23 protein-coding genes and 3 pseudogenes are annotated in these 20,193 nt (G+C 66.3%); 15 read left to right on the top strand and 11 right to left on the bottom strand.

Annotated elements, in window-relative coordinates; translation table 11 throughout:
* Positions 1-162: 162 nt before the first annotated feature.
* From ACIQ3B_RS14360 to moaC, 4 genes are all read left to right on the top strand, one after another.
* Entirely contained in the window at positions 163-432 is a 270-nt protein-coding gene (locus ACIQ3B_RS14360; protein ID WP_397403716.1) for a glutathione binding-like protein, read from the top strand.
* Between the two features lie 171 nt (positions 433-603).
* The gene (locus ACIQ3B_RS14355) at positions 604-1,812 is read left to right on the top strand and encodes an acyl-CoA dehydrogenase family protein (protein ID WP_397403714.1); all 1,209 of its coding nucleotides are present in this window, start codon (positions 604-606) and stop codon (positions 1,810-1,812) included.
* 55 nt (positions 1,813-1,867) lie between these two features.
* Positions 1,868-2,416, top strand: a complete 549-nt coding sequence (gene moaB / locus ACIQ3B_RS14350) for a molybdenum cofactor biosynthesis protein B (RefSeq protein ID WP_397403712.1) — start codon at positions 1,868-1,870, stop codon at positions 2,414-2,416.
* The gene (gene moaC / locus ACIQ3B_RS14345; protein ID WP_397403710.1) at positions 2,413-2,880 is read left to right on the top strand and encodes a cyclic pyranopterin monophosphate synthase MoaC; all 468 of its coding nucleotides are present in this window, start codon (positions 2,413-2,415) and stop codon (positions 2,878-2,880) included. The genes moaB and moaC overlap by 4 nt, the downstream gene beginning before the upstream one ends.
* 9 nt (positions 2,881-2,889) lie before the next feature.
* Here moaC and ACIQ3B_RS14340 read toward each other — a convergent pair whose 3' ends face one another.
* Both ACIQ3B_RS14340 and ACIQ3B_RS14335 read right to left on the bottom strand, forming a co-directional pair.
* The gene (locus ACIQ3B_RS14340; protein WP_397403708.1) at positions 2,890-4,680 is read right to left on the bottom strand and encodes a M3 family oligoendopeptidase; all 1,791 of its coding nucleotides are present in this window, start codon (positions 4,678-4,680) and stop codon (positions 2,890-2,892) included.
* Positions 4,681-4,695: 15 nt separating this feature from the next.
* On the bottom strand, positions 4,696-5,121 hold the full coding sequence (locus ACIQ3B_RS14335) for an Lrp/AsnC family transcriptional regulator (RefSeq protein WP_397403706.1): 426 nt from the start codon (positions 5,119-5,121) through the stop codon (positions 4,696-4,698).
* Between the two features lie 118 nt (positions 5,122-5,239).
* Between ACIQ3B_RS14335 and ACIQ3B_RS14330 the strand changes: the two genes are divergently transcribed.
* Positions 5,240-6,112, top strand: a complete 873-nt coding sequence (locus ACIQ3B_RS14330) for a dimethylarginine dimethylaminohydrolase family protein (protein WP_397403704.1) — start codon at positions 5,240-5,242, stop codon at positions 6,110-6,112.
* Positions 6,113-6,124: 12 nt separating this feature from the next.
* Complete coding sequence (gene rocD, locus ACIQ3B_RS14325; RefSeq protein WP_397403702.1) at positions 6,125-7,342, top strand: ornithine--oxo-acid transaminase; 1,218 nt, start codon at positions 6,125-6,127, stop codon at positions 7,340-7,342.
* Between the two features lie 52 nt (positions 7,343-7,394).
* Here the strand turns inward: rocD and ACIQ3B_RS14320 are convergent.
* The 3 genes and pseudogenes from ACIQ3B_RS14320 to ACIQ3B_RS14310 form a co-directional block, all read right to left on the bottom strand.
* Positions 7,395-7,745: pseudogene (locus ACIQ3B_RS14320) on the bottom strand (PIN domain-containing protein); the annotation flags it as partial.
* A gap of 3 nt (positions 7,746-7,748) precedes the next feature.
* Positions 7,749-7,988, bottom strand: a complete 240-nt coding sequence (locus ACIQ3B_RS14315) for an antitoxin (RefSeq protein ID WP_397403700.1) — start codon at positions 7,986-7,988, stop codon at positions 7,749-7,751.
* A 94-nt stretch (positions 7,989-8,082) separates the two neighbouring features.
* On the bottom strand, positions 8,083-8,949 hold the full coding sequence (locus ACIQ3B_RS14310; RefSeq protein ID WP_397403698.1) for an aldo/keto reductase: 867 nt from the start codon (positions 8,947-8,949) through the stop codon (positions 8,083-8,085).
* An 86-nt stretch (positions 8,950-9,035) separates the two neighbouring features.
* Between ACIQ3B_RS14310 and ACIQ3B_RS14305 the strand changes: the two are divergent.
* Positions 9,036-9,911: pseudogene (locus tag ACIQ3B_RS14305) on the top strand (XdhC family protein); the annotation flags it as partial.
* 71 nt (positions 9,912-9,982) lie between these two features.
* Here ACIQ3B_RS14305 and glp read toward each other — a convergent pair.
* Positions 9,983-11,173, bottom strand: coding sequence for a gephyrin-like molybdotransferase Glp (gene glp / locus ACIQ3B_RS14300; protein WP_397403696.1), 1,191 nt, complete (start codon positions 11,171-11,173; stop codon positions 9,983-9,985).
* A gap of 139 nt (positions 11,174-11,312) precedes the next feature.
* Here glp and lepB point away from each other — a divergent pair, with 139 nt between their 5' ends.
* The gene (gene lepB, locus ACIQ3B_RS14295; RefSeq protein WP_397403718.1) at positions 11,313-12,077 is read left to right on the top strand and encodes a signal peptidase I; all 765 of its coding nucleotides are present in this window, start codon (positions 11,313-11,315) and stop codon (positions 12,075-12,077) included.
* Between the two features lie 3 nt (positions 12,078-12,080).
* On the opposite strand, the gene ACIQ3B_RS14290 is transcribed toward lepB, so the two are convergent.
* The 3 genes from ACIQ3B_RS14290 to ACIQ3B_RS14280 all read right to left on the bottom strand — a co-directional run bounded on the left by ACIQ3B_RS14290 (position 12,081) and on the right by ACIQ3B_RS14280 (position 13,549).
* The gene (locus ACIQ3B_RS14290; protein WP_397403695.1) at positions 12,081-12,407 is read right to left on the bottom strand and encodes a hypothetical protein; all 327 of its coding nucleotides are present in this window, start codon (positions 12,405-12,407) and stop codon (positions 12,081-12,083) included.
* A gap of 92 nt (positions 12,408-12,499) precedes the next feature.
* The gene (locus ACIQ3B_RS14285; RefSeq protein ID WP_397403693.1) at positions 12,500-13,276 is read right to left on the bottom strand and encodes an HpcH/HpaI aldolase/citrate lyase family protein; all 777 of its coding nucleotides are present in this window, start codon (positions 13,274-13,276) and stop codon (positions 12,500-12,502) included.
* A gap of 9 nt (positions 13,277-13,285) precedes the next feature.
* On the bottom strand, positions 13,286-13,549 hold the full coding sequence (locus tag ACIQ3B_RS14280; RefSeq protein ID WP_397403691.1) for a hypothetical protein: 264 nt from the start codon (positions 13,547-13,549) through the stop codon (positions 13,286-13,288).
* Here ACIQ3B_RS14280 and ACIQ3B_RS14275 point away from each other — a divergent pair.
* The 7 genes from ACIQ3B_RS14275 (at position 13,542) to ACIQ3B_RS14245 (ending at position 18,548) form a co-directional block, all read left to right on the top strand.
* On the top strand, positions 13,542-14,603 hold the full coding sequence (locus tag ACIQ3B_RS14275; RefSeq protein ID WP_397403690.1) for an alpha/beta fold hydrolase: 1,062 nt from the start codon (positions 13,542-13,544) through the stop codon (positions 14,601-14,603). The two genes, ACIQ3B_RS14280 and ACIQ3B_RS14275, sit on opposite strands and share 8 nt — an antisense overlap.
* Positions 14,604-14,679: 76 nt before the next feature.
* On the top strand, positions 14,680-14,919 hold the full coding sequence (locus tag ACIQ3B_RS14270) for an aa3-type cytochrome c oxidase subunit IV (RefSeq protein ID WP_397403688.1): 240 nt from the start codon (positions 14,680-14,682) through the stop codon (positions 14,917-14,919).
* Between the two features lie 128 nt (positions 14,920-15,047).
* A complete protein-coding gene (locus ACIQ3B_RS14265) occupies positions 15,048-16,181 on the top strand; it encodes a Re/Si-specific NAD(P)(+) transhydrogenase subunit alpha (RefSeq protein WP_397403686.1) in 1,134 nt (377 codons plus the stop codon).
* A 3-nt stretch (positions 16,182-16,184) separates the two neighbouring features.
* A complete protein-coding gene (locus tag ACIQ3B_RS14260) occupies positions 16,185-16,508 on the top strand; it encodes a proton-translocating transhydrogenase family protein (protein ID WP_397403685.1) in 324 nt (107 codons plus the stop codon).
* Positions 16,505-16,801, top strand: a complete 297-nt coding sequence (locus ACIQ3B_RS14255; protein WP_397403683.1) for a nucleotidyltransferase family protein — start codon at positions 16,505-16,507, stop codon at positions 16,799-16,801. Before ACIQ3B_RS14260 ends, ACIQ3B_RS14255 begins: the two co-directional genes overlap by 4 nt.
* Positions 16,798-17,142: a DUF86 domain-containing protein gene (locus ACIQ3B_RS14250; RefSeq protein ID WP_397403681.1), complete on the top strand. Its 345-nt coding sequence runs from the start codon at positions 16,798-16,800 to the stop codon at positions 17,140-17,142. The genes ACIQ3B_RS14255 and ACIQ3B_RS14250 overlap by 4 nt, the downstream gene beginning before the upstream one ends.
* Positions 17,139-18,548 carry an NAD(P)(+) transhydrogenase (Re/Si-specific) subunit beta gene (locus ACIQ3B_RS14245; protein ID WP_397403679.1) on the top strand — a complete coding sequence of 470 codons (1,410 nt, stop codon included), beginning with the start codon at positions 17,139-17,141 and terminating at the stop codon, positions 18,546-18,548. Before ACIQ3B_RS14250 ends, ACIQ3B_RS14245 begins: the two co-directional genes overlap by 4 nt.
* A 152-nt stretch (positions 18,549-18,700) precedes the next feature.
* Here the strand turns inward: ACIQ3B_RS14245 and ACIQ3B_RS14240 are convergent, their stop codons facing one another.
* Together ACIQ3B_RS14240 and ACIQ3B_RS14235 are read right to left on the bottom strand one after the other, a co-directional pair.
* A complete protein-coding gene (locus ACIQ3B_RS14240; RefSeq protein WP_397403677.1) occupies positions 18,701-19,981 on the bottom strand; it encodes a M28 family peptidase in 1,281 nt (426 codons plus the stop codon).
* Positions 19,982-20,066: 85 nt separating this feature from the next.
* A pseudogene (locus ACIQ3B_RS14235) lies at positions 20,067-20,193 on the bottom strand (IS5/IS1182 family transposase); the annotation flags it as partial.

Here is a 20,193-nt window from a genome sequence, read left to right as displayed (position 1 = left end):
CGGCTCAATCCGGCGCATCTGCGCCTGCGACAACCAGATCAAATCACTCATGACGACGCCTCCATGCGCCGCCAGTGAATCAGACCAACCCCGCCTTGGGAATCATTTCAATGGGTCCTGAGCCTAGGCCCGGCCATGGGCGCCGCCGGCCACTTTCGCGGCTTGAGCACCCCCCAACCCTATGCGTCCGAACGGTTCAGGAGCGAGGCGGCACGCCTGCTCGGGCTCCTGGAGCGGAGGGTTCGTGACACCGCCTGGCTGAACGGCGAAGACTATTCAGTTGCCGACATTGCCCACTTCGGCTGGGTGCGTCGGATGGCCTATGGCGGCTTCGCGCTGACGGATTTTCCCGCACTCTCGGAATGGGTCGAAAGCATCGAGGCTCGCCCCGCTACGTCACGCGCCAAAGGGCGGCTAGGGCTGGGGGTCTAATTCCAACTTGTCTCTATCTGCCGCGTGGTCGCGAAGCGACCTGAGCAATGGAGCCCTGGCCGCGACCTGTCTCGTTCAAGCGCCTCGCTTGACGCCACGACAGATCGCTGACCTTGGGTCACGCGAAACTGGATGTATCGTAGTCTCAGAATTTCAACCGGAGAGCACGCCATGGCGGACTTTGGAGCCGACGTCGAACTTGAAACCTTCCGCGGCGAGGCGCGCGCCTGGCTGGAAGCGAACTTCCCCAGGTCCCTGAAGGGCAAGGGTGGGATGATGGCCGCCGAGGGGCCCCAGTCCGACGCCTCCGACCTCAAGGCCTGGAAGAAGGCCATCGGCGAGAAAGGCTGGGCCACCCCCACCTGGCCGACCGAGTACGGCGGCGGCGGTCTGAGCCCGCAGCAGGCCCGCGTGCTGGGCCAGGAAATGGCCAGGGCCGGCGCATTCAACCCTCTGACCTTCGGCATGGGCATCACCATGATCGGCCCGACGATCATGGACTATGGCACACCCGAGCAGAAGGCGAAGCACCTGCCGCCGATCATCCGGGGCGAGGTGCAGTGGTGCGTGGGCTATTCCGAACCGGGCGCCGGATCGGACCTGGCGTCGCTTCAGACCCGCTGCGAGGACAAGGGCGACCACTGGCTGATCAACGGGTCAAAAATCTGGACCAGCGGCGCGCAGGAATCTGCGTGGTGCGGGGCGCTGGTGCGAACCGATCCGACGGCCAAGAAGCACGAGGGGATCAGCTTCCTGTTGCTCGACATGAAGCAGCCCGGGGTCGAGACGCGACCGATCAAACTTATATCAGGATCCTCGCCGTTCTGCGAAACCTTCTTCACCGACGCGGTGGCGCCGAAGGATGCGATCCTGGGCCAGATCAACGTGGGGTGGACGGTCGGAAAACGACTACTTCAGCACGAGCGGGCCAGCCAGACCGGCGCTGGCGGCATGGGTCGTCCGACGCCTCTGGAAGACATCGCCAAGGACTACGTTGGCGTGGACGCCGAAGGCCGGATCGCTGACCTCGACCTGCGCAGCCGCGTCACCCAGCATCTGATGGACGGCCGGATTCATGGCCTGACCCTGGCGCGCGTGGTGGCGGAAGCAAAGGGGGCGTCAGGCGCCACCAACGCCGCCTCGATCCTGAAGAACTCGGCCACCAACGTCTCACAGGCCCGCGCCGAGCTGATGCTTGAGATGATGGGGTCACAGGGCCTGGGCTGGGAAGGCGATGCCTTCAAGCCGGAGGAACTGGAAGCCGTGAGCGCCTGGCTATGGGGCAAGGCCATGTCGATCTATGGCGGCTCGGCGGAGATCCAGAACAACATCATCTCCAAGCGGATCCTGAACCTGCCGGACAATACACAGTCGACCTGACGGGTCTTTGTGTCGATCAGATCGTGTATAGAGGGCGTGTAGAGGAGCACGCCCTATGAACGCACTGACGCCCGGCGGAAAGATCGACACGGCCCGCCAGATCAAGCCCGTGAAGGTCGCGGTGCTGACCATATCGGACACCCGCGACGAGGAGAGCGACACATCGGGCCACGTCCTGGCCGAGCGCGTGAAGGGTGCGGGTCACGAACTGGTCGACAAGGCCATCGTCCGCGACGACATCATGGAGATCCGCGCGAAGATCGAGGCGTGGGTGGCGTCGGGTTTCGTGGAGGCCATCGTCACGACCGGCGGCACAGGCATCACCGGGCGCGACGTGACGCCGGAGGCCGTGCGACCCCTGTTCGACAAGGAAATCGACGGCTTTTCCGTGGTCTTCCACATGGTGAGCTACCAGTCCGTGGGCCTTTCGACCCTGCAGTCCCGCGCCCTGGCCGGGATCGTGAAGGGCGTGTTTGTCTTCTGCCTGCCGGGATCGAACGGCGCGGTGAAGGACGGCTGGGACAAGGTGATCTCGGCCCAGCTCGACAGCCGCCACGGCCCCTGCAACATGGTCGAGCTGATGCCCCGGTTGATGGAAACGTGAGCGGGCTCACCCATATCGACGAGACGGGCCGGGCCCGCATGGTGGATGTCTCGGACAAGGCCGTGACCACGCGCGAGGCGGTGGCGGCGGGCTTTGTCAGGATGTCCCCGGCCACCCTTGCGCTGGCGGTGTCGGGCGAGGGCAGAAAGGGCGACGTGCGCGCCGTGGCCGAAATCGCGGGCGTGATGGCGGCCAAGCGCACCTCGGACCTGATCCCCATGTGCCACCCGCTGGCGATCTCGAAGGTGGAGGTTCGCGTGGAGCCGGCTGACGACGGCCTGGCCGTGACCGCCAGGGTCAAGACAACGGGCCAGACCGGCGTCGAGATGGAGGCCCTGACGGCCGTCTCTGTGGCCTGCCTCACCCTCTACGACATGCTGAAAGCCGCCGAGAAGGGCATGGTTATCGAGGCCGTGCGGCTGGTCAGCAAGACCGGCGGCAAGAGCGGGGACTGGACGGCGTAACCGTGCCGTTCAGACCAGCGCCTCGAACTCGTCCACGAGCCGTTCCAGCTGCTTCATGCCGGCCGCCCAGAAGGCCTTTTCCCGGGGATTGAGGCCGAACGCCGCCAGCGCCTCGACGTATGTGACGGCGCCGCCGGCGGCCAACAGCTTCTCATAGGCTGGAACGAAGGCCGCCGGATCCTCGCGGCGCTTCTCCATCAGTCCCCGCACCAGCAGGTCGCCGAAGGCGTAGGCGTAAACGTAGAATGGCGCGTGGACGAAGTGCGTGATGTAGGCCCAATAGGGTGCATAGCCCTTGCCCAGCCGGATGGCGGGGCCAAGGCTTTCGGCCATGATCTCCATCCAGAGGTCGCCGATCGCGTCGGCGGAGAGTTCCCCTTTCAGCCGTGCATCGTGGAACCGGGTCTCGAACCGGTGAAAGGCGATCTGGCGTACGACGGTATTGATCCCGTCCTCGATCTTGCCGGCGAGAAGACCGCGCCGCTCGGCCGGCGAGGCCTCGGCCAGCAGCTTCTCGAACACCAGTCCCTCGCCAAAGATCGAGGCGGTCTCGGCCAGGGTCAGCGGCGTATCGGCCAGCAGGGTGCCCATGGGCTGACACATGGTCTGATGCACCGCATGGCCCAGCTCGTGCGCCAGCGTCAGCACGTCGCGCCGCTCGCCCATGTAGTTCATGAAGACATAGGGATGCCGGTTTGCCGTGACCGGGTGGGAGTAGGCGCCGGATTGCTTGCCGGGCCGGGGCCGCGCGTCGATCCAGGGCTTGTTGAAGAAGGTCTCGGCAGTTTTCGCAAATGAAGGCGCCAGCGCCGTGAAGCTTTCCAGCACGATGGACCGGGCCTGATCCCACGAGAAAACACGCGGCGCAGCCTCGTCCAGCGGGCAGTTGCGGTCCCAGTGGTCCAGCACCTTGCGGCCCATCACCCTGGCCTTCAGGCGATAGTAGCGGTGGCTGACGCTAGCGTAGCCGTCCACCACGGCGGCCTCCAGGGCGGCCACGGCGTCGGCGTCAACCTCGTTGGCCAGGTGCCGGCCGGCGGCGGGCGTGGCAAACTTGCGCCAGCGGTCTTCCACCTGCTTCTCGAACGCCAAGGTGTTGAGCGACAAAGCCAGCGTGGAGGTGCGTTCATTTAGCGCCTTCGACAGCACCTGGGCCGCGGCCTTGCGGCGTCTGGGGTCCGGGTCGGACATCCGGTTGAGAGTCTCGGCCAGCGTCAGAGTCTCGCCGTCGATGCGGGCGCTCAAGCCCGCCAGGGTGTCATCGGTCAGACGGGCCCAGTTGGCCACCGCCGGCGCCTTGTCGATCAGCAGGCGCTCCAGCTCCGCGCTGAGCTCGTGGGGCCTGCCCGCCCGCACCCGCCGCAACCAGGGCCGCCACCGCTGCGCCGCCGGGTGAGCCTGCATAGCGGCTTCCAGTTCGCCGTCTTCCAGCTGGTTGATCTCCAGGGTGAAAAACAGGCTCATCGCGGCGATCTGCGACGTGCGGGTGCGCAGGTCGGATTCAAACCTTGACCAGGCCGGATTGTCCCGCTGGGTAGAGGCCGACAGCGAGCCGAACGCGCCCACGCCCCACATGGCGTTGGTGGCGTCTTCATAGAGCTGGACGCCCTTGTCGATCAGCGCGCCCAGCTGGGCCGGATTGGCGCGGGCCGCCACCAACTGGCCTTCCAGCGCCGCCAACTCCCGATTGAGCTGCTCCGATCGCGCCAGGTCCGCCTCGATGCGAGGGTCCTCGCGATTGGCGTAGAGGTCATCCAGCCGCCATTCCGGCGGGCCATCGGTCTTGAAGGGCGCGTTCATGCCGCGAGTTTAGCGCTACATCTTCTGGGTCGCGAGCAGGATTGACGTCTCGGTCGCCGCAATGCCGGCAATCTGGCGGATCCCGTCCAGTGTGGCGCTGAACGCCGCCAGGGTCTCGACGTCGAGCTCGGCGATCAGGTCCCATCGGCCGTTGGTGGTATGAACGGCGGCGACCTCGGGAAAACCCTTCAGCGACGCCACCACGGCGGCTGATCGTTCGCCCTCGATGGCGATGGACATGATGGCCCTGACCCGGTTGGCCTCGACGTCCGGGCGGGTCTTGACTGTGAAGCCCTGGATGAACCCCCGGCTCAGCAATCGGTCAACGCGGTTCTGCACGGTGCCACGCGAGACCTTCAGGGACTTGGCGAGCACAGCGGCTGGCGTGCGCGAATCCGCGCGCAGCAGGGCGATCAATCGCCGGTCCAGATCATCCAGCATTCAGGCATTCCATATTATCTATATGGTCAGAAATCAGACGAATTGTAGCATGGTGCACGCTATTCGCTAACATCCTTCTACGGCACTCTGAGGGTCTGAAACCCGCCGGAGATCGCGCATGACCCACCAGCCCTTCTTCCTCATGACCGATGCGTCGGCGTTCGACGTCCGCTACAGAATCAACCCCTGGATGGACCCGAAGGGCTGGACGCCAGCTGACGCGGCAGCGGCGTGCATCGCGTCGAAGGCATTGCGCGCGGCGCTGGAAAACGCCGGGGCGCGGGTGGAAACTCTGGGCGCCGTCAACGGCCTGCCCGACCTGGTTTTTCCGGCCAATGCCGCGGTGGTGCTGGACGGGACCGTTCTGCTGGCCCGGTTCCGCCACGTCGAACGTCAGGGGGAGGAAGCGGTCTTCCGCGCCGCCTTCCAGAACCTGAAGACCCGCGGGCTGGTGCGTGAGATCGTCGACCTGCCGGACGGCCTGTTCCATGAGGGCGCGGGCGACGCGATCTGGGACGCGGATCGCGGCCACTTCTGGTGCGGCTACGGCCCCCGGTCCAGCCAGGGCGCGATCCGGGTGGTCCGCAACACCTTCAACCGGCCGATCGTGGCGCTGGAGCTGGTGAGCGACCGCTTCTATCACCTCGACACCTGCTTTTGCCCGTTGTCCGGTGGAAAGCTGCTCTACTATCCGGCGGCCTTCACACCGGAGGCTCAGGCCACGATCCGAGATCTCGTGCCAGAGGCCCTGCGCATCGAGGCGACACCGGAAGAAGCCGCCGCCTTCTGTGTGAACGCCGTAAACATCGGCCGCCAGGTGATCATGGCCCGCGCCCCCAACAGCCTGCGGATCAAGCTTGAAGCCCATGGCTACAGCCTGACCGAGGTGGACCTGGATCCCTTCATCCTGTCGGGCGGCGCCTCCTACTGCATGACGCTGCGTCTGGACCGCGTCAGCGCCCCCGCCCCCGTCCTTCAAGCCGCCGAATAGGGAGTGACCCCCGTGAACGATATCGCACTCACCCGCTCGCTGACCGCCCGTTACGTCGAGACCGAAGCCCGCCTGGGCGCCAAGAACTACAAGCCGCTGGACGTGGTGCTGACCCGCGGCGAAGGCGTCCATGTCTGGGACGTTGACGGCAACCGCTATCTCGATTGCCTGTCGGCCTATTCGGCGGTGAACCAGGGCCACTGCCATCCGAAGATCCTGGCGGCCATGACCGCCCAGGCGGCCAAGCTCACCCTGACCTCGCGCGCGTTCCGCAACGACCAGCTGGCGCCGTTCTACGAAGAACTCTGCGCGCTCACCAACAGCCACAAGGTGTTGCCGATGAATTCCGGCGCCGAGGCGGTGGAGACGGCCATCAAGGTGGCGCGCAAGTGGGGCTACGAGGTCAAGGGTGTGCCGGAGAGCATGGCCGAGATCATCGTCTGCTCGGAGAACTTCCATGGTCGCACCGTGGCCATAGTAGGCTTCTCGACCGACCCGCAGTCCCGCGGCGGGTTTGGACCGTTCCCGGCCGGTTTCCGCACCGTGCCGTTCGGCGACGCTGACGCGCTGGAAGCCGCCATCACCCCCAATACGGTGGCCTTCCTGGTAGAGCCGATCCAGGGCGAGGCGGGCGTGATCATTCCGCCTGCAGGCTATCTGAAGCGGGCGCGCGAACTCTGCACGCTACATAACGTCGTCCTGATCCTTGACGAGATCCAGACGGGCCTTGGCCGCACCGGAAAGCTGCTGGCCGAGGAGCATGAAGGGATCGAGGCGGATCTGACCCTGATCGGCAAGGCCCTGTCCGGCGGGTTCTATCCCGTCTCGGCCGTGCTCTCGAACAGCCAGGTGATGGGCGTGCTGCACCCCGGCGAACACGGCTCGACCTTCGGCGGCAACCCGCTGGCCTGCGCCGTGGCGCGCGCGGCGCTGAAGGTGCTGGTCGAGGAGGGCATGATCGAGAACGCCGCCAGGGTGGGTGATCGCCTGCGCGCGGACCTCACCGGCATCACCTCGTCGAAGGTGCGCGAGGTTCGAGGTCGCGGCCTGATGATCGCCATCGAGCTCCATGCCGAATTCGGCGGCGCGCGGCCAATCTGTGAAGCCCTGCAGGCCCGTGGTCTGCTGGCCAAGGAAACCCACGATCACACCATCCGCATCGCCCCGCCGCTGATCCTGACCCAGGATCAGGCCGACTGGATCGCCGAGCAGTTCGCGGCGGTGTTGTGAGGAGTCCGGCGGATGCCTGCCAGACGATGATCTCCAGCCCGGGAACGTCCTGAAAGTCCGCCGGGTTCTGGGTCACCAGTTTCGCACGGTGGACCAGAGCCTGGGCCGCAATCATGCGATCCAGGATCTTGCGCCGTGAGTATCCAGCGGTTTCCAGGATCGAAGTATAGGCTTCGGCCGCGACGTCATCGAAGGCCAGCACCGGGATGGCGGCGAACAGCACCTCCAGGCGCTGACGCCGGGCGCCAGCCTGGGACGGCTCCAGATAGACTCCGCCTTCCAGTTCCACCCGGCTGATGATCGACATCAGGACCGGCGGGTTCAGGGCGACAACCCGAGCCGTGATCGCCCCATCCCCGTCGCGCAGGCGAATCAGGACGTTGGTGTCGAGCAGGAAGGCCAAGGCTCAGAGCCCCGACCGCTCCGGAATCTCTTCGGTGTCGCGGACTTCGATGTCATCGGGGCGCGGCAGGAGCGCCAGTCGCGCCACCATGTCCTTGAGGGATGGGCGCGCCGGATAGATCGTCAGCACGTCGCCGGAGCGGATGATTGTGAGCTCCACATCCCGCCCGAACGCCACATCCTTCGGCAACCTGACGGCTTCGCTATTGCCGCTGCGAAAGGTTCGCGTGACCGCGACGGACATAATGAAGCTCCGGGTGATGACGCATATATACCAAACACCACCGGAGCCCGTAAGGCTTGGTCGGAATTGCCGGCGGCTTCAGGCCTTGCCCGCTTTACGCCGCGGCCCAGGCCAGCGCTTCGGCATCATCCAGCGCCATTTCGTCCCAGTCGAGGTCCGGGGGCGGGCTCATGGCGGCGGCGACCACGGCGCTCATTTCGGCGACGGTCGTGACGCTGACCAGCACGGCGCTGGCCTCAGGGCGGGAGAGTGCAAAGCCGAGTGCGGCCTGCAGGGGATCTGACTTGCCCTCGGCGATCAGCCTGCGCGCGCGCGAGATGCGGCCTGCGGCGGCCTTCAGATGATTGGGCGCGCGATCCGGCGGCAGGAACAGCACGCCGTTCAGGAAGATCGAACGCAGATGCACCTCGATACCCATCTCGGCCAGGGTGGCGAGCGAGCCGTCTAGCAACAGGCGCTGATCCAGCAGCGAGGCCGGCGCCTGCATCACATCGGGCTTGAACCGGCGCGCCACGCCGATCGGGTCGTCCGAGGCATAGACCGGCACGCCAATGTTGCGGCAAAGCCCGGCGTCCTTCATGGCGCGCAGCCGATCCCACATCTGCGGACCGAGCGGCGAGAACAGATCTGTGGCCGACGGCGCCAGGATTGTATCCACCCGCTGCACGCCCAGGCGCAGCATCTGCGCCTTCAGCTCGGCCTCCACGAGATCCGCGCCGCGATCGGGGCGGACGGCGGTGAGGGTCATTCGGAAGGCATGGGGTTGCGGCAGTGAGGCGCGAAGGTGGGTGTCGGCGGTCGCGGACTGACGGACCACCTCAAGCACCCCCAGATTCGACCGGCTGGCGATCGACAGGATGTCGCGGGCTTCGGCTTCCCGGGGCCGGCCACGGGTGGCGGGTGGCTGGTCGAACCCGAGATGTCCGGTGCCGAGGCCGAGTTTGCTGAGCAATGAGGTCATGCGGCCCGAAAAGCTTGGTCAAATCCGATAGAGCCGCCATCTTGGGCCGGGAAAGCTAAGAACCCGTATCCAAGCGATTGTCTTTTATGGTGAACGAAGTCCTGCCCCAGGAAGCCCTGCCCGACTGGCCGATGTTCGGCGTCGCCGAGGACGTGCGTCCGGCGCTGCGTCAGGCGCGCGATGCGGGGCACGCCATGGTGCTGGCCACGCTTGTCGCCGTGGATGGAGGCGGGCCCAGGCCGGAGGGGACCCAGATGGTGTTCGCGCCGGGTGTTCTGGCCGGCTACTTCTCGGGCGGTTGCGTTGAGGGCGACGTGGCCGGCCACGCCTGGGCCTGCCTGGCCGACGCCGCGCCGCGCACGCTGGTCTACGGGGACGGCAGCCCCTGGCCGGACATTCGCCTGCTGTGCGGCGCGCGGATCGAGATTTTCCTGGAGCGCATTCCGGCGGACGATGCGGCGCTGGCCGACCTGCTGGCGGCCGAAGCCGAGCGGCGGGCTGTGACCTATGCCAGTGATGGCGTGACGCGGGCCTGCCGCGGCGCGCTCTCACCCTGGCCGGAAGCCAGCGTCGTGCGGGCGTATGAGCCGCGGCCCCGTCTGGTGATCGTGGGCGGCGATCCTACTGCGTTGGCCATCGCGGAGCTGGGCGTGAAGTCCGGGTTCGAGACCACACTCGTCCGACCCAAGGGGCCGCAGACGCCGCCGCCGATCCCGGGGCTGGCCTATCGCCGCGAGGATCCCGCCGAGGCGCTGGCCGCCATCGGGATCGACGCCTGGACCTCCGTCGCCGTCGCGACCCATGATCTGGAGACAGATCGCGCGGCCCTGAAGGCGGCCCTGCCGTCGCCGGCGGCCTATGTGGGATTGCTGGGCGCGCGGCGGCGTCTGGCCGGTCGGCTGGACGAGCTGAAACTCGAGGGTATGGCGGGATCGGCGATCGCGCGCCTGCATGCGCCTATCGGCCTCGACATTGGCGGCAAGGCGCCCTTCGAAGTGGCGGTTTCGGTGATCGGCGAGATCACCGCGCTGCGCTATGCGCGCGCCAGCGGCAGCACATCCACCACATCGCCCGCGCTCAGCGCCGGCGCACCGGCCAGCCGCACCAGCAGCGCGTCTGACGCGGCGAAGACGCTCACCAGCGAAGAATCCTGATCGCGGTAGGGGCGGGCGGTGACCAACCCGTCCACATGGTTGAGCTGGGCCCGCATCCAATGCTCGCGCGGGCCGTTGGCGCCGAGCGGTGCGTCGAGCCGGGCCTGAATCATGCGTGGGCCGGCGTCGGCGCCAAGGCAGGCGTTGATCAGCGGTCGGAGGAATAACTCGGCGCAGACCATCGCCGAGGCAGGGTTTCCCGGCAATCCCAGCAGGCGGCGACCATCCGACAACAGGCCGAAGAAGGTCGGCTTGCCGGGCCTGACGTTGACGCTGGCCACCTTGAGCTGCAGCCCCAGGGCCTCAGCGGCTCCGCGCACCAGATCGTGGTCGCCCACCGAGGCGCCGCCTACAGTCACCACCAGATCACCGTCAGCGTCCCGCAGCGCCTGGATCGTGGCCTCCATGGTGTCCCGCACCGGCCTGGCCCGCACGACCTCGGCGCCCCAGCCGGAGATCAGCGCCTCCAGCGCCCGCGACCCGGAGTCGTAGATCTGGAACGGTCCGGGGATGGCCGGCGCCTCGATGATCTCCTCGCCGGTGGAAAACAGCGCCACCCGGGGCCGTCGCGTCACCCGCAGCTCCCCGCGACCGGCCGCCGCCGCCAACGACAACCGCCAGGGATCGATCCGCAGACCTTTCGCCAGCAGCGTCTGGCCTGCCTTGAAGTCTCCGCCTGCCGGGCGGACGTGGTTCCCGCTGGCTACGGCGGGAACGGCCACCGTCTCGCCCTCACGCGTGGCGTCCTCCTGAATGACCACGGCGTCGCAACCGGCGGGCACGGACGCGCCGGTAAAGATCCGCACGGCCTCCCCGGATTGTACGGCGCCCACGAACCCGTGGCCCGCCGCGCTTTCGCCCACGATCCGAAGCACGCCTGGCGCATCGCCGCTACGCACCGCCCAGCCATCCATCGCTGATGCTGCAAACGGCGGTTGATCGCGCACGGCGGTGACATCCTCCGCCAGCACCCGGCCGACAGACTGCGCAATGGCGACGGGTTCGTGGGGCAGGACGATCGCTTCGGCCAGAATCCGGGCGCGCACTTCGATGACGGGGAGGAGTTTCATGTCCCTGGTGTCTTACCGCGTTTCGACGCGCGCGGAAGGGCGCGGTGATGCAGGACGGCGGCGTCCGGACAGCCCGGTCGCCGTGTCTGGACACGACTTCGGTTGCTCCGACATCAAGGCCGGCGCCTTCATCGGGACCATGACGACATCCCCGTCTTCTCCCGCCCCGCGCACCCTCCTGGACGAAACCGTGGACCTGTTGCGGACAGTGGGTCTGGCGCTGCTGATCGCCCTGGTGCTCAGGGTGTTTCTGTTTCAGCCCAACACCATTCCCTCGTCGTCTATGGAGCCCAACCTGCTCACCGGTGACTACATGCTGGTGTCGAAGTTCGACTATGGCTGGAGCCGCCATTCGGCGCCGTTCAGTCCGCCGTTGCCGGCCGGGCGTCTCAACGGTCAGGCGCCGCGCCGGGGTGACGTGATCGTATTCCGGCTGCCGCGCGATCCGACGCAGACTTGGGTCAAGCGCCTGATCGGGCTGCCGGGTGATCGCGTGCAGGTGACGGGTGGCGTGGTTTCGGTCAACGGCGTTCCAGTTCGCCAGACGCCGGACGGCCAGACCCAAGACCCCGACTCACCGGAGATCACCGTGACCCGCGTGTGGGAAACCCTGCCGGACGGTCGGCGCTATCTGACCTTCGATCGCGGTTCGGACGGCGCAGGCGACAACACCGATGTCTTTGTCGTGCCCGAAGGCTGCGTCTTTGCGATGGGCGACAATCGCGACAACTCGCTCGACAGCCGTTGGCCCGGGGAGATCGGCGTCGGATTTGTGCCGATGGACAATCTGCTGGGACGCGCGCGCTATGTGCTGGTGTCCTGGCGCATCGGAGCGTCGATGTTCAAGCCCTGGACCTGGGTGTCCCACTTCCAGCCGGGCCGGATGTTTCAGCCCGTCGACTGAAGCTCAGCGCCCGAATTCTACAGGCGTGAGCAGGCCATCGTGGTTGAGGTCCAGGGTTTCGAACCGGGTGGCGAGCGTTACGCGGGCCAGGGCGGGCGCTGCGGCTGCGCCCACAGCCGCAGCGATCAGCGCGCCGGCGATGAACTGCGGGAGACGCCGGCCGTAGCGGAGAGGTCTGGGCGGCGACAGGCGCTGGTCGATCAGGCTCCTGAGCGCATCACTGGCGGTCCTGCCCTCGGCCTGGCACTGAGCCATGAAGGCCTGTTTGGTCGGATAGGGGATCCGGATTTCGAGCGTCTCGCTCTTCTTCATCGGTCTGGGTTCGGCCATGTGAGATCCGCCGGTTTGCGGCCCGTCGCCGCGAGGCCTGGAGCCAAGCCGATCTGGCGAGCGCAGGCCAGAGAAATCGTGTCCGGACAGCGCTATCCGGCCCGGGTCCTGACAAAATCCTGCATCGCCCGGGCGTCGCGGCGGCCGGACTGGAGATAGCCCGCGTCCGAGCCGACGGTAACCAGATCGAAGCCGCGCGCGATCATCTGCTGCGAATAGGCGGCGCTGGTGGTGTGGATGCCGGCGCGCACGCCGGCCGCCTTGCAGGCCGACAGGATCGTGTCATAGGCCGCCAGTCTGACGGGATCCTGGGTGTCCTGATCCGGCTTGCCGCCCATGGACAGCGAAAGGTCCGAGGGACCCACGTAGACCGCATTCAGGCCTGGCGTAGCGACGATCTCGGCGACATTGGCCAGGGCTTCGACCGTCTCGATCATGGCGAAGGTGAGAATCTCGTCGTTGGCTTCGTCAGCGTAGCCCGGTCCGGAAGACAGCGCCGTCCGCGTAGGGCCGAAACTGCGATAGCCGCGCGGCGGATAGCGGCAGGCCCCGACGAAGGCCTCGCACTCGGCGCGCGTGTTCACCATAGGGCAGATGACGCCATAGGCCCCGGCGTCCAGCGCCTTCATGATCTCGCCGGGGGCGTTCCACGAGACCCGGACGATCGGCGTCACATTGCCGGCGGCGACCGCCTGCAGCATGGCCAGCATTTCGGCATAGCCGATCAGGCCGTGCTGAAGATCTATGGTCAGCGCATCCCAGCCCATCGAGGCCATGGTCTCAGCCACGAACGGGTCGCCGATACTGCACCAGCCGTTCAGCACCGGCCGGCCCTCAGCCCAGATTTCCCGCAACCGGTTGGGTTTCATGGATGCTCCTCAATACTGACCGTCGCGACCGCGCGCGGTTTCCAGCAGCTTTTCGGGGTCGTATCCGATCCCGTCCCTGAAGACGATGGCGACGTTGCCAATGTCGGAGATGGCCTTGCCGGAAGCGCCGTTCAGCGCGCCGATGCGGATCGCTTCCACTGGCGTGAAACCGGCGTCCACCAGCAACTCGATGGCGCGATGGTCGTCAAGCGAACCGGGACGCCGAGGGTTGCCATTTTTCAAACGGTTGTTAGACCGCACCTCGATGGCCAATGATCTGACTGACAAGCCCAAGGCGGACGGCGAAACCTACGACGACCGGCCCTTCCACTCGGACAACCTGCCGCCGGAGGTGCGTGCGCCACTGGCGCCATTCGAGGGCGCGGAGCCGCCCTCGCCCAAATGGTTCCAGGACGCCGTCGCCCAGGAACCTGAGCGGGGTTTCGTCACCTCGCACGGCGCGAAGCTGGAAGTGCTGACCTGGGGTGAGCTGGGCAAGCCCGGCCTGCTGCTGATCCACGGCAACAGCGCGCACGCCGACTGGTGGAGCTTCATTGCTCCGCTACTGGCCAAGGACTTCAGGGTTACGGCCATGTCGCTGGCCGGCATGGGCGCCTCCGATTGGCGCGAGACCTACCGGTTCACCGATTTCGCCGACGACGCCGAGGCCGTCTCCCGCGGCACCGGGCTCTATGACGGCGGCCGGAAGCCGATCTACATCGGCCATTCCTTTGGCGGTGGTCAGGTGTTCTTCGCCGCCATGCAGCGCCCCGAAAACATGCATGCCGCCGTGCTGGTCGACACCGGTTTCGGCGGTCCGCCGCCCGAGGCGCTGGAGGAACGCAAGAAGCGGATGGAGCAGATCCGCAACATCCCCACCGCCGACCGCCCCAGCCGCATCTATCCGACGGTGGCCGCCGCCCTGGCCCGTTTCCGGCTGATGCCGCCGCAACCGACAGACAATCTCTACATCGCCGACTTCATCGCCCGGCGCTCGCTGAAGCAGGTTCCGATGGCCGACGGCTCGGGCATGGGGTGGACCTGGAAGTTCGACCCGCAGATGTGGGAGAAACTCGACCGGTCCGCGATGACCTCGATGGTCACGGGCGCCAGCCCGGAGCCGGCCGCCAAAGACGCCGTGCCGATGGTGCACCTCTACGGCGACAAGAGCCGGATCATCGAAAGCCGCCGGGCGGGCGAGCCCAGCGTGCTAGCGGGGCGGATGCGCGAGATCGAGATCCCGGACAGCCATCACCATGTGATGATTGATCAGCCACTGGCGCTGGTCGCTGCGCTTCGGACCCTGCTGGCCACCTGGCCCGACTAATCACCCACCGCTTGAGCGGCGCGGGCGGTTCGTGTATCGCCCGTGACGACGTTTTCCTATGGCAAGAGTGAACCTGATGGCTGGCCCGTCCTCCGACTACCATCGCGGCGAGATGGAAATCACCGAGCAGACCGCGACCTATCATCTGATCATGGGCCTGACGAAGTGGGGCTCGCTGGCGCTTTCGGCCTTCCTGGTGTGGGTGGTGCTGTGGTTCTGCACGCCGACCGGCTTCATGGGCAGTACGATTTCGGGCCTGGTCTTGCTGGTGCTGGGCATCGTTTTCCTGCGCGAAAAGCCCGCCGCCGACCACTAGGGACGGGCTTCAACCCTCCATTCTGATATCCGGGCGACCGGAAGTGTAAGGCCGTCTGCTGGACAAGCCGACTGCGACCCTCCTAAGGTCCTGCCCAAATCGTACCGGTTCCGGAGATTTCACACGACATGGCCTTCATCGCCGTCACCAAGGAACGCCGCGCCGGAGAAACCCGCGTGGCTGCGGTTCCCGAGACGGTGAAGAAGCTGGTCGCCGCCGGGTTCACCGTGACGGTGGAAACCGGCGCAGGTGATGCGGCTTCCTATCCGGACGCAGACTTTGTGAGCGCCGGCGCCTCACTGGCCAAGACCGCCAAGGAAGCGATCGCAAAGGCCGACATCCTCTTCAAGGTGCGTCCGCCGGAGGCCGACGAGATCAAGGCGCTGAAGTCCGGCGCGATCGTGGTGGCCACATTGAACCCCTACATGGAGCGCCCGACACTGGACGCTCTGGCCAAGGCCGGCGTCACCGCCTTCGCCATGGAATTCGTGCCGCGGATCACCCGGGCCCAGGTGATGGACGTGCTGTCCTCCCAGGCCAACCTCGCCGGCTACCGCGCGGTGATCGAAGCGGCCGAGGCCTACGGTAGGGTCATGCCGATGATGATGACCGCCGCCGGCACCGTCGCGGCGGCCAAGGTGTTCATCATGGGCGTGGGCGTCGCCGGCCTGCAGGCCATCGCCACGGCCCGGCGTCTGGGCGCCGTCGTCACCGCCACCGACGTGCGGCCGGCCACCAAGGAACAGGTGGAAAGCCTTGGCGCAAAGTTCCTCGCCGTCGAGGACGAGGAGTTCAAGAACGCCCAGACCGCCGGCGGCTATGCCAAGGAAATGAGCGCCGAGTACCAGGCCAAGCAGGCCGAACTGGTCTCCAGCCACATCGCCAAGCAGGACATCGTCATCACCACGGCCCTGATCCCCGGCCGACCGGCGCCCAGGCTGGTGAGCGCCGCCCAGGTGGCCTCCATGAAGCCGGGCTCGGTGCTGGTCGACCTGGCCGTCGAACAGGGCGGCAATGTCGAGGGGGCGAAGCTGGGCGAGGTGGCCGTCACGGCCAATGGCGTGAAGATCCTGGGTGTGGCCAACCTGCCTGGCCGCATCGCCACTGACGCCTCGGCGCTCTATGCGCGCAACCTGTTCGCGTTCGCGGGCCTCTTCCTCACCAAGGAAGGCGCCTTTGCGCCGGACTACGAGGACGAGATCCTCAAGGCGGCCCTGGTCACCCAGGGCGGTCAGGTCGTCCACCCGAACCTCAAGGGATAAGCGATGGAAACTGTCGACCCCACCGTCTTCCGCCTGGCGATCTTCGTACTGGCGATCTTCGTCGGCTACTATGTGGTCTGGAGTGTGACGCCGGCCTTGCACACCCCGCTGATGGCCGTGACCAACGCCATTTCGTCGGTGATCATCGTCGGCGCCCTGCTGGCCGCTGCGGCCAGCGGCGCGGGCGGCGAGCTCACCGGCAACATCCTGATCTCCAAGGGCGCCGGCGCTCTGGCGGCCGCCTTCGCCGCGGTCAACATCTTCGGCGGCTTCCTGGTCACCCAGCGGATGCTGGCGATGTACAAGAAGAAGGACAAGGCCAAGTGAGCACCGCGCTGCTCGAACAGGCGTTGGCTGCGATCCGGGCGCATCGCGAGGAAGCGCGGGCTTCAGGTCTGGATCTGATTGGCGTGATCGGATCGGTCGCTCGGGGAGATGCGCGACCCGACAGCGACGTAGATATCGTGTACGCCGTAGTCGGTCATGCGAGTCTTCTCGACCTTGGCGGCCTGCAGATGGATCTTCAGGACCAGTTGCGGCGGCCAGTCGACATGGTGGACCTCAACCAGGTCCGTCCCCGGGTACGCGCGATCATGGAACGCGATCTCGTTTTGGCATGAATGAGCGTGACCAGACATATTTCGAGGACATGTTGTCCTACGGCGCTGAGGCTATCGAATTCCTCGGTGCGAGCGATGCCACGCATCTAGCAACCGACAAACGTACTCAGTACGCCTTGATCAGGGCGGTCGAGATCGTGGGCGAAGCTGCCAGCAAGGTTTCGGTGGAAGCGCGAACCGAACTCCCGGACTTGCCATGGCGCAGGATCGTCGGAATGCGGAACACGCTGATTCATGGATACAGGGGCATGGACCTTGACCTGCTGGTTGAGGTCGTGCGGGACCATTTGCCGAACCTCGTCTCGCAACTCGAGCGGCTGTTGGGAGACGATACGAAATGAACGCCAATATCGCGGCCATCCTCTACCTGATCTCCGGGGTGCTGTTCATCCTGGCGCTGCGGGGCCTGTCGTCGCCGACCACCAGCCAGGCGGGTAACCGCAATGGCATGATCGGCATGGCCATCGCGGTGGTCACCACCCTGTGGCTGCTGGGACCCAAGCTGGATCCCCTGACCATCGGCCTGATTGTCGGCGGCGTCGCCGTCGGCGGCGGCGTAGGCGCCCTGATCGCCCGGCGCGTGGCGATGACCGCCATGCCGCAGCTGGTGGCTACCTTCCACAGCCTGGTGGGCGCGGCGGCCTGTCTGGTCGCCATCGCGGCGATCTACACGCCGGCCGCCTATGGCATTCTGGGCGATGACGGCCACATCCACCTTCAGTCGTTGATCGAACTGTCACTGGGCGTCGCCATCGGCGCCGTCACCCTGACCGGCTCGGTGATCGCGGCGCTGAAGCTCAACGGCAACATGAGCGGCGCGCCGATCCTGCTGCCGGCGCGGCACATGCTGAACCTGGCCATTGGCCTCGGCATCGTCGCCTTGATCGTGGTGCTGTGCCTGTCCGGCGGCGCGGCGCTGTGGGCGTTCTGGGCGATCCTGGCGCTGAGCCTGATCCTGGGCATCACCCTGATCATTCCGATCGGCGGCGCCGACATGCCGGTCGTGGTCTCGATGCTGAACAGCTACTCCGGCTGGGCGGCCGCGGCGCTGGGCTTCACGCTGGAAAACAACACCCTGATCATCACCGGCGCCCTGGTGGGCTCGTCGGGCGCGATCCTCAGCTACATCATGTGCAAGGCCATGAACCGCAGCTTTGTCTCGGTGATCCTGGGCGGCTTCGGCGCCGAGGACGCGGTCGCCGGCGGCGGCGTGGTGGAAACCCGTCCCGTCAAACAGGGCTCTGCCGAAGACGCCGCCTTCATCATGAAGAATGCCTCGAAGGTGATCATCGTGCCGGGCTACGGCATGGCGGTGGCCCAGGCCCAGCACGCGCTCCGCGAAATGGTCGACAAGCTGAAGGAAGAGGGCGTGGAGGTGAAGTACGCCATCCACCCCGTCGCCGGCCGGATGCCCGGGCACATGAACGTGCTGCTGGCCGAAGCGAACGTGCCCTACGACGAGGTCTTCGAGCTTGAGGACATCAACGCCGAGTTCCCGACCGCCGACGTGGCCTTCGTGATCGGCGCCAACGATGTCACCAATCCGGCCGCGAAAACCGACCCCACCAGCGCCATCTATGGCATGCCGATCCTGGACGTAGAGAAGGCGCGCACCGTCCTCTTCATCAAGCGCGGCATGGCGGCGGGCTATGCGGGTGTCGAGAACGAGCTGTTCTTCCGCGACAACACGATGATGCTGTTCGCCGACGCCAAGAAGATGGTCGAGGGGATCGTCAAGGCGCTGTGAGCGGCGGAGGCGCCGTGCTGCAGGCGCGTTCAACTCAACCGCAGAAAACGCAGAAGAACGCCGAAGTCTGATTGGCCCGCCTTCTGCGCAGTTCTGCGTTTTCGGCGGTTTCCCTCTACCTTGGCGGATGCCGCCTTGCGGCCCTGCGTGGCTTACTCCTTTTTCACCCCGCCCCGCTCGAATGTGCCGGCGGGACCCGGGAACACCACCGGGCTCTCGTAGCCGTCGGCGCTGATGGCGCTGACGCCGAAGAACATGTCGTCGATGTTTATGCCCATGAGCTTCAGTTCACCGCCGGTGGCCACGCGGGACTGGCGCCAGGTCGGCTCCGTGGTGCCGCGCCACCAGACCCTGTAGGCCGCCGCATCGGCAGACGGTGTCCAGCTTACGGTCGTATCCGCACTGACCGCGCCGGCGATTTTCACACCGACCGGAGGCCTAGGCGCACTGGCCAGGGCGGCCATGGTCACCACGTTCAGCCGCGTCACCTGGGCGAGGTAGGCGAAGTCTACGCCCTCGATCACGTCGCCGTACCGGATGCCGTTTTCCGTACGCAGGTCCTGATGCTGACGGGTATAGTTCTCGACCGCCTCGGTGACGCGAACCGCCGGGAACCCGGCGCGCAGCATCTCCACCTGATCTCCGCCCCGCGAGTAGCGGTCGGTGCGGTACACCATCACCACATCGAGATTGGTCAGGTAGTCGTCGGCGATGCGGTCCATGTAACGCGCAAGGTTCCGCGACGGGCTGTCGACCTCGCCGCCGTTGTAGCGGCGGGTGTTGGCCTGTTCCGGCGTCTCGGTGCTGCGGGTGCCCTCGGAGAAGACCCGGACATGGGTGTTGTCCCGCGCGCCGCCGATGCCCTCGGTGTTGCCGACGATGTCGTTGTTGAGGTTGGCTTCGACGAACCATCCCTTTGAGATCGAATAATCCGCCAGAATCTTGCCGCCCAGCAGGCCCTGCTCCTCGCCGGCGAGGGCCGCAAACACCAGGGTGGCCGGGAACTGGCGCTTGCAGAGCACGCGGGCGGCCTCGATCACCGCCGCCGTGCCGGAGGCGTCGTCATTGGCGCCCGGGGCATCGGAGGTAAAGTTCTTGGCGTCGGACACGCGGCTGTCGTAGTGGCCGGAGATCACGATCACCCGGCCCGGATCGGTGGTTCCGGGAAGGATGCCCAGCACATTCACCACCTCGGTCGGACCGGCCAGGCGCTCGGCGGTGACCACCGCCGAGGGCATCTCGACCTTCAGTCGGCCGCCGCAGTCTTTCGATATTGAATTGAATTCGGAGGCAATCCAGCGGCGCGCCGCCCCAATGCCCCGCTTGTCGGACTTTGTCTCCGATCCGGTATGCCGTGTACCGAACCCGACCAGTGTCGAAATCATCGCCTTCTGACGATCTGCGGAGACCGCTCCCGCGACATCCTTCAACATTGAATTTTGTCCGCCGAGCGGTTGGGCCGCAACGGGCGTGGAGATCAGGACGGCGAGGAGGACGGCGATGCGCATGTCGGGGCTGCTAGGCCATCGACTCATTAAATCGCATCCAGATCCTGACTGAAGCGAGCTTGACGCTGGCGAGGTAGTTTTCAGGGTTCTTGTCGTAACGGGTTGCGACGGCGCGGAAGTGTTTGAGCTTGTTGAAG

The organism is Phenylobacterium sp. (genome assembly GCF_044358365.1).
Taxonomy (GTDB): Bacteria; Pseudomonadota; Alphaproteobacteria; order Caulobacterales; family Caulobacteraceae; genus Phenylobacterium.
This window is presented reverse-complemented; position numbering and strand designations above follow the sequence as displayed.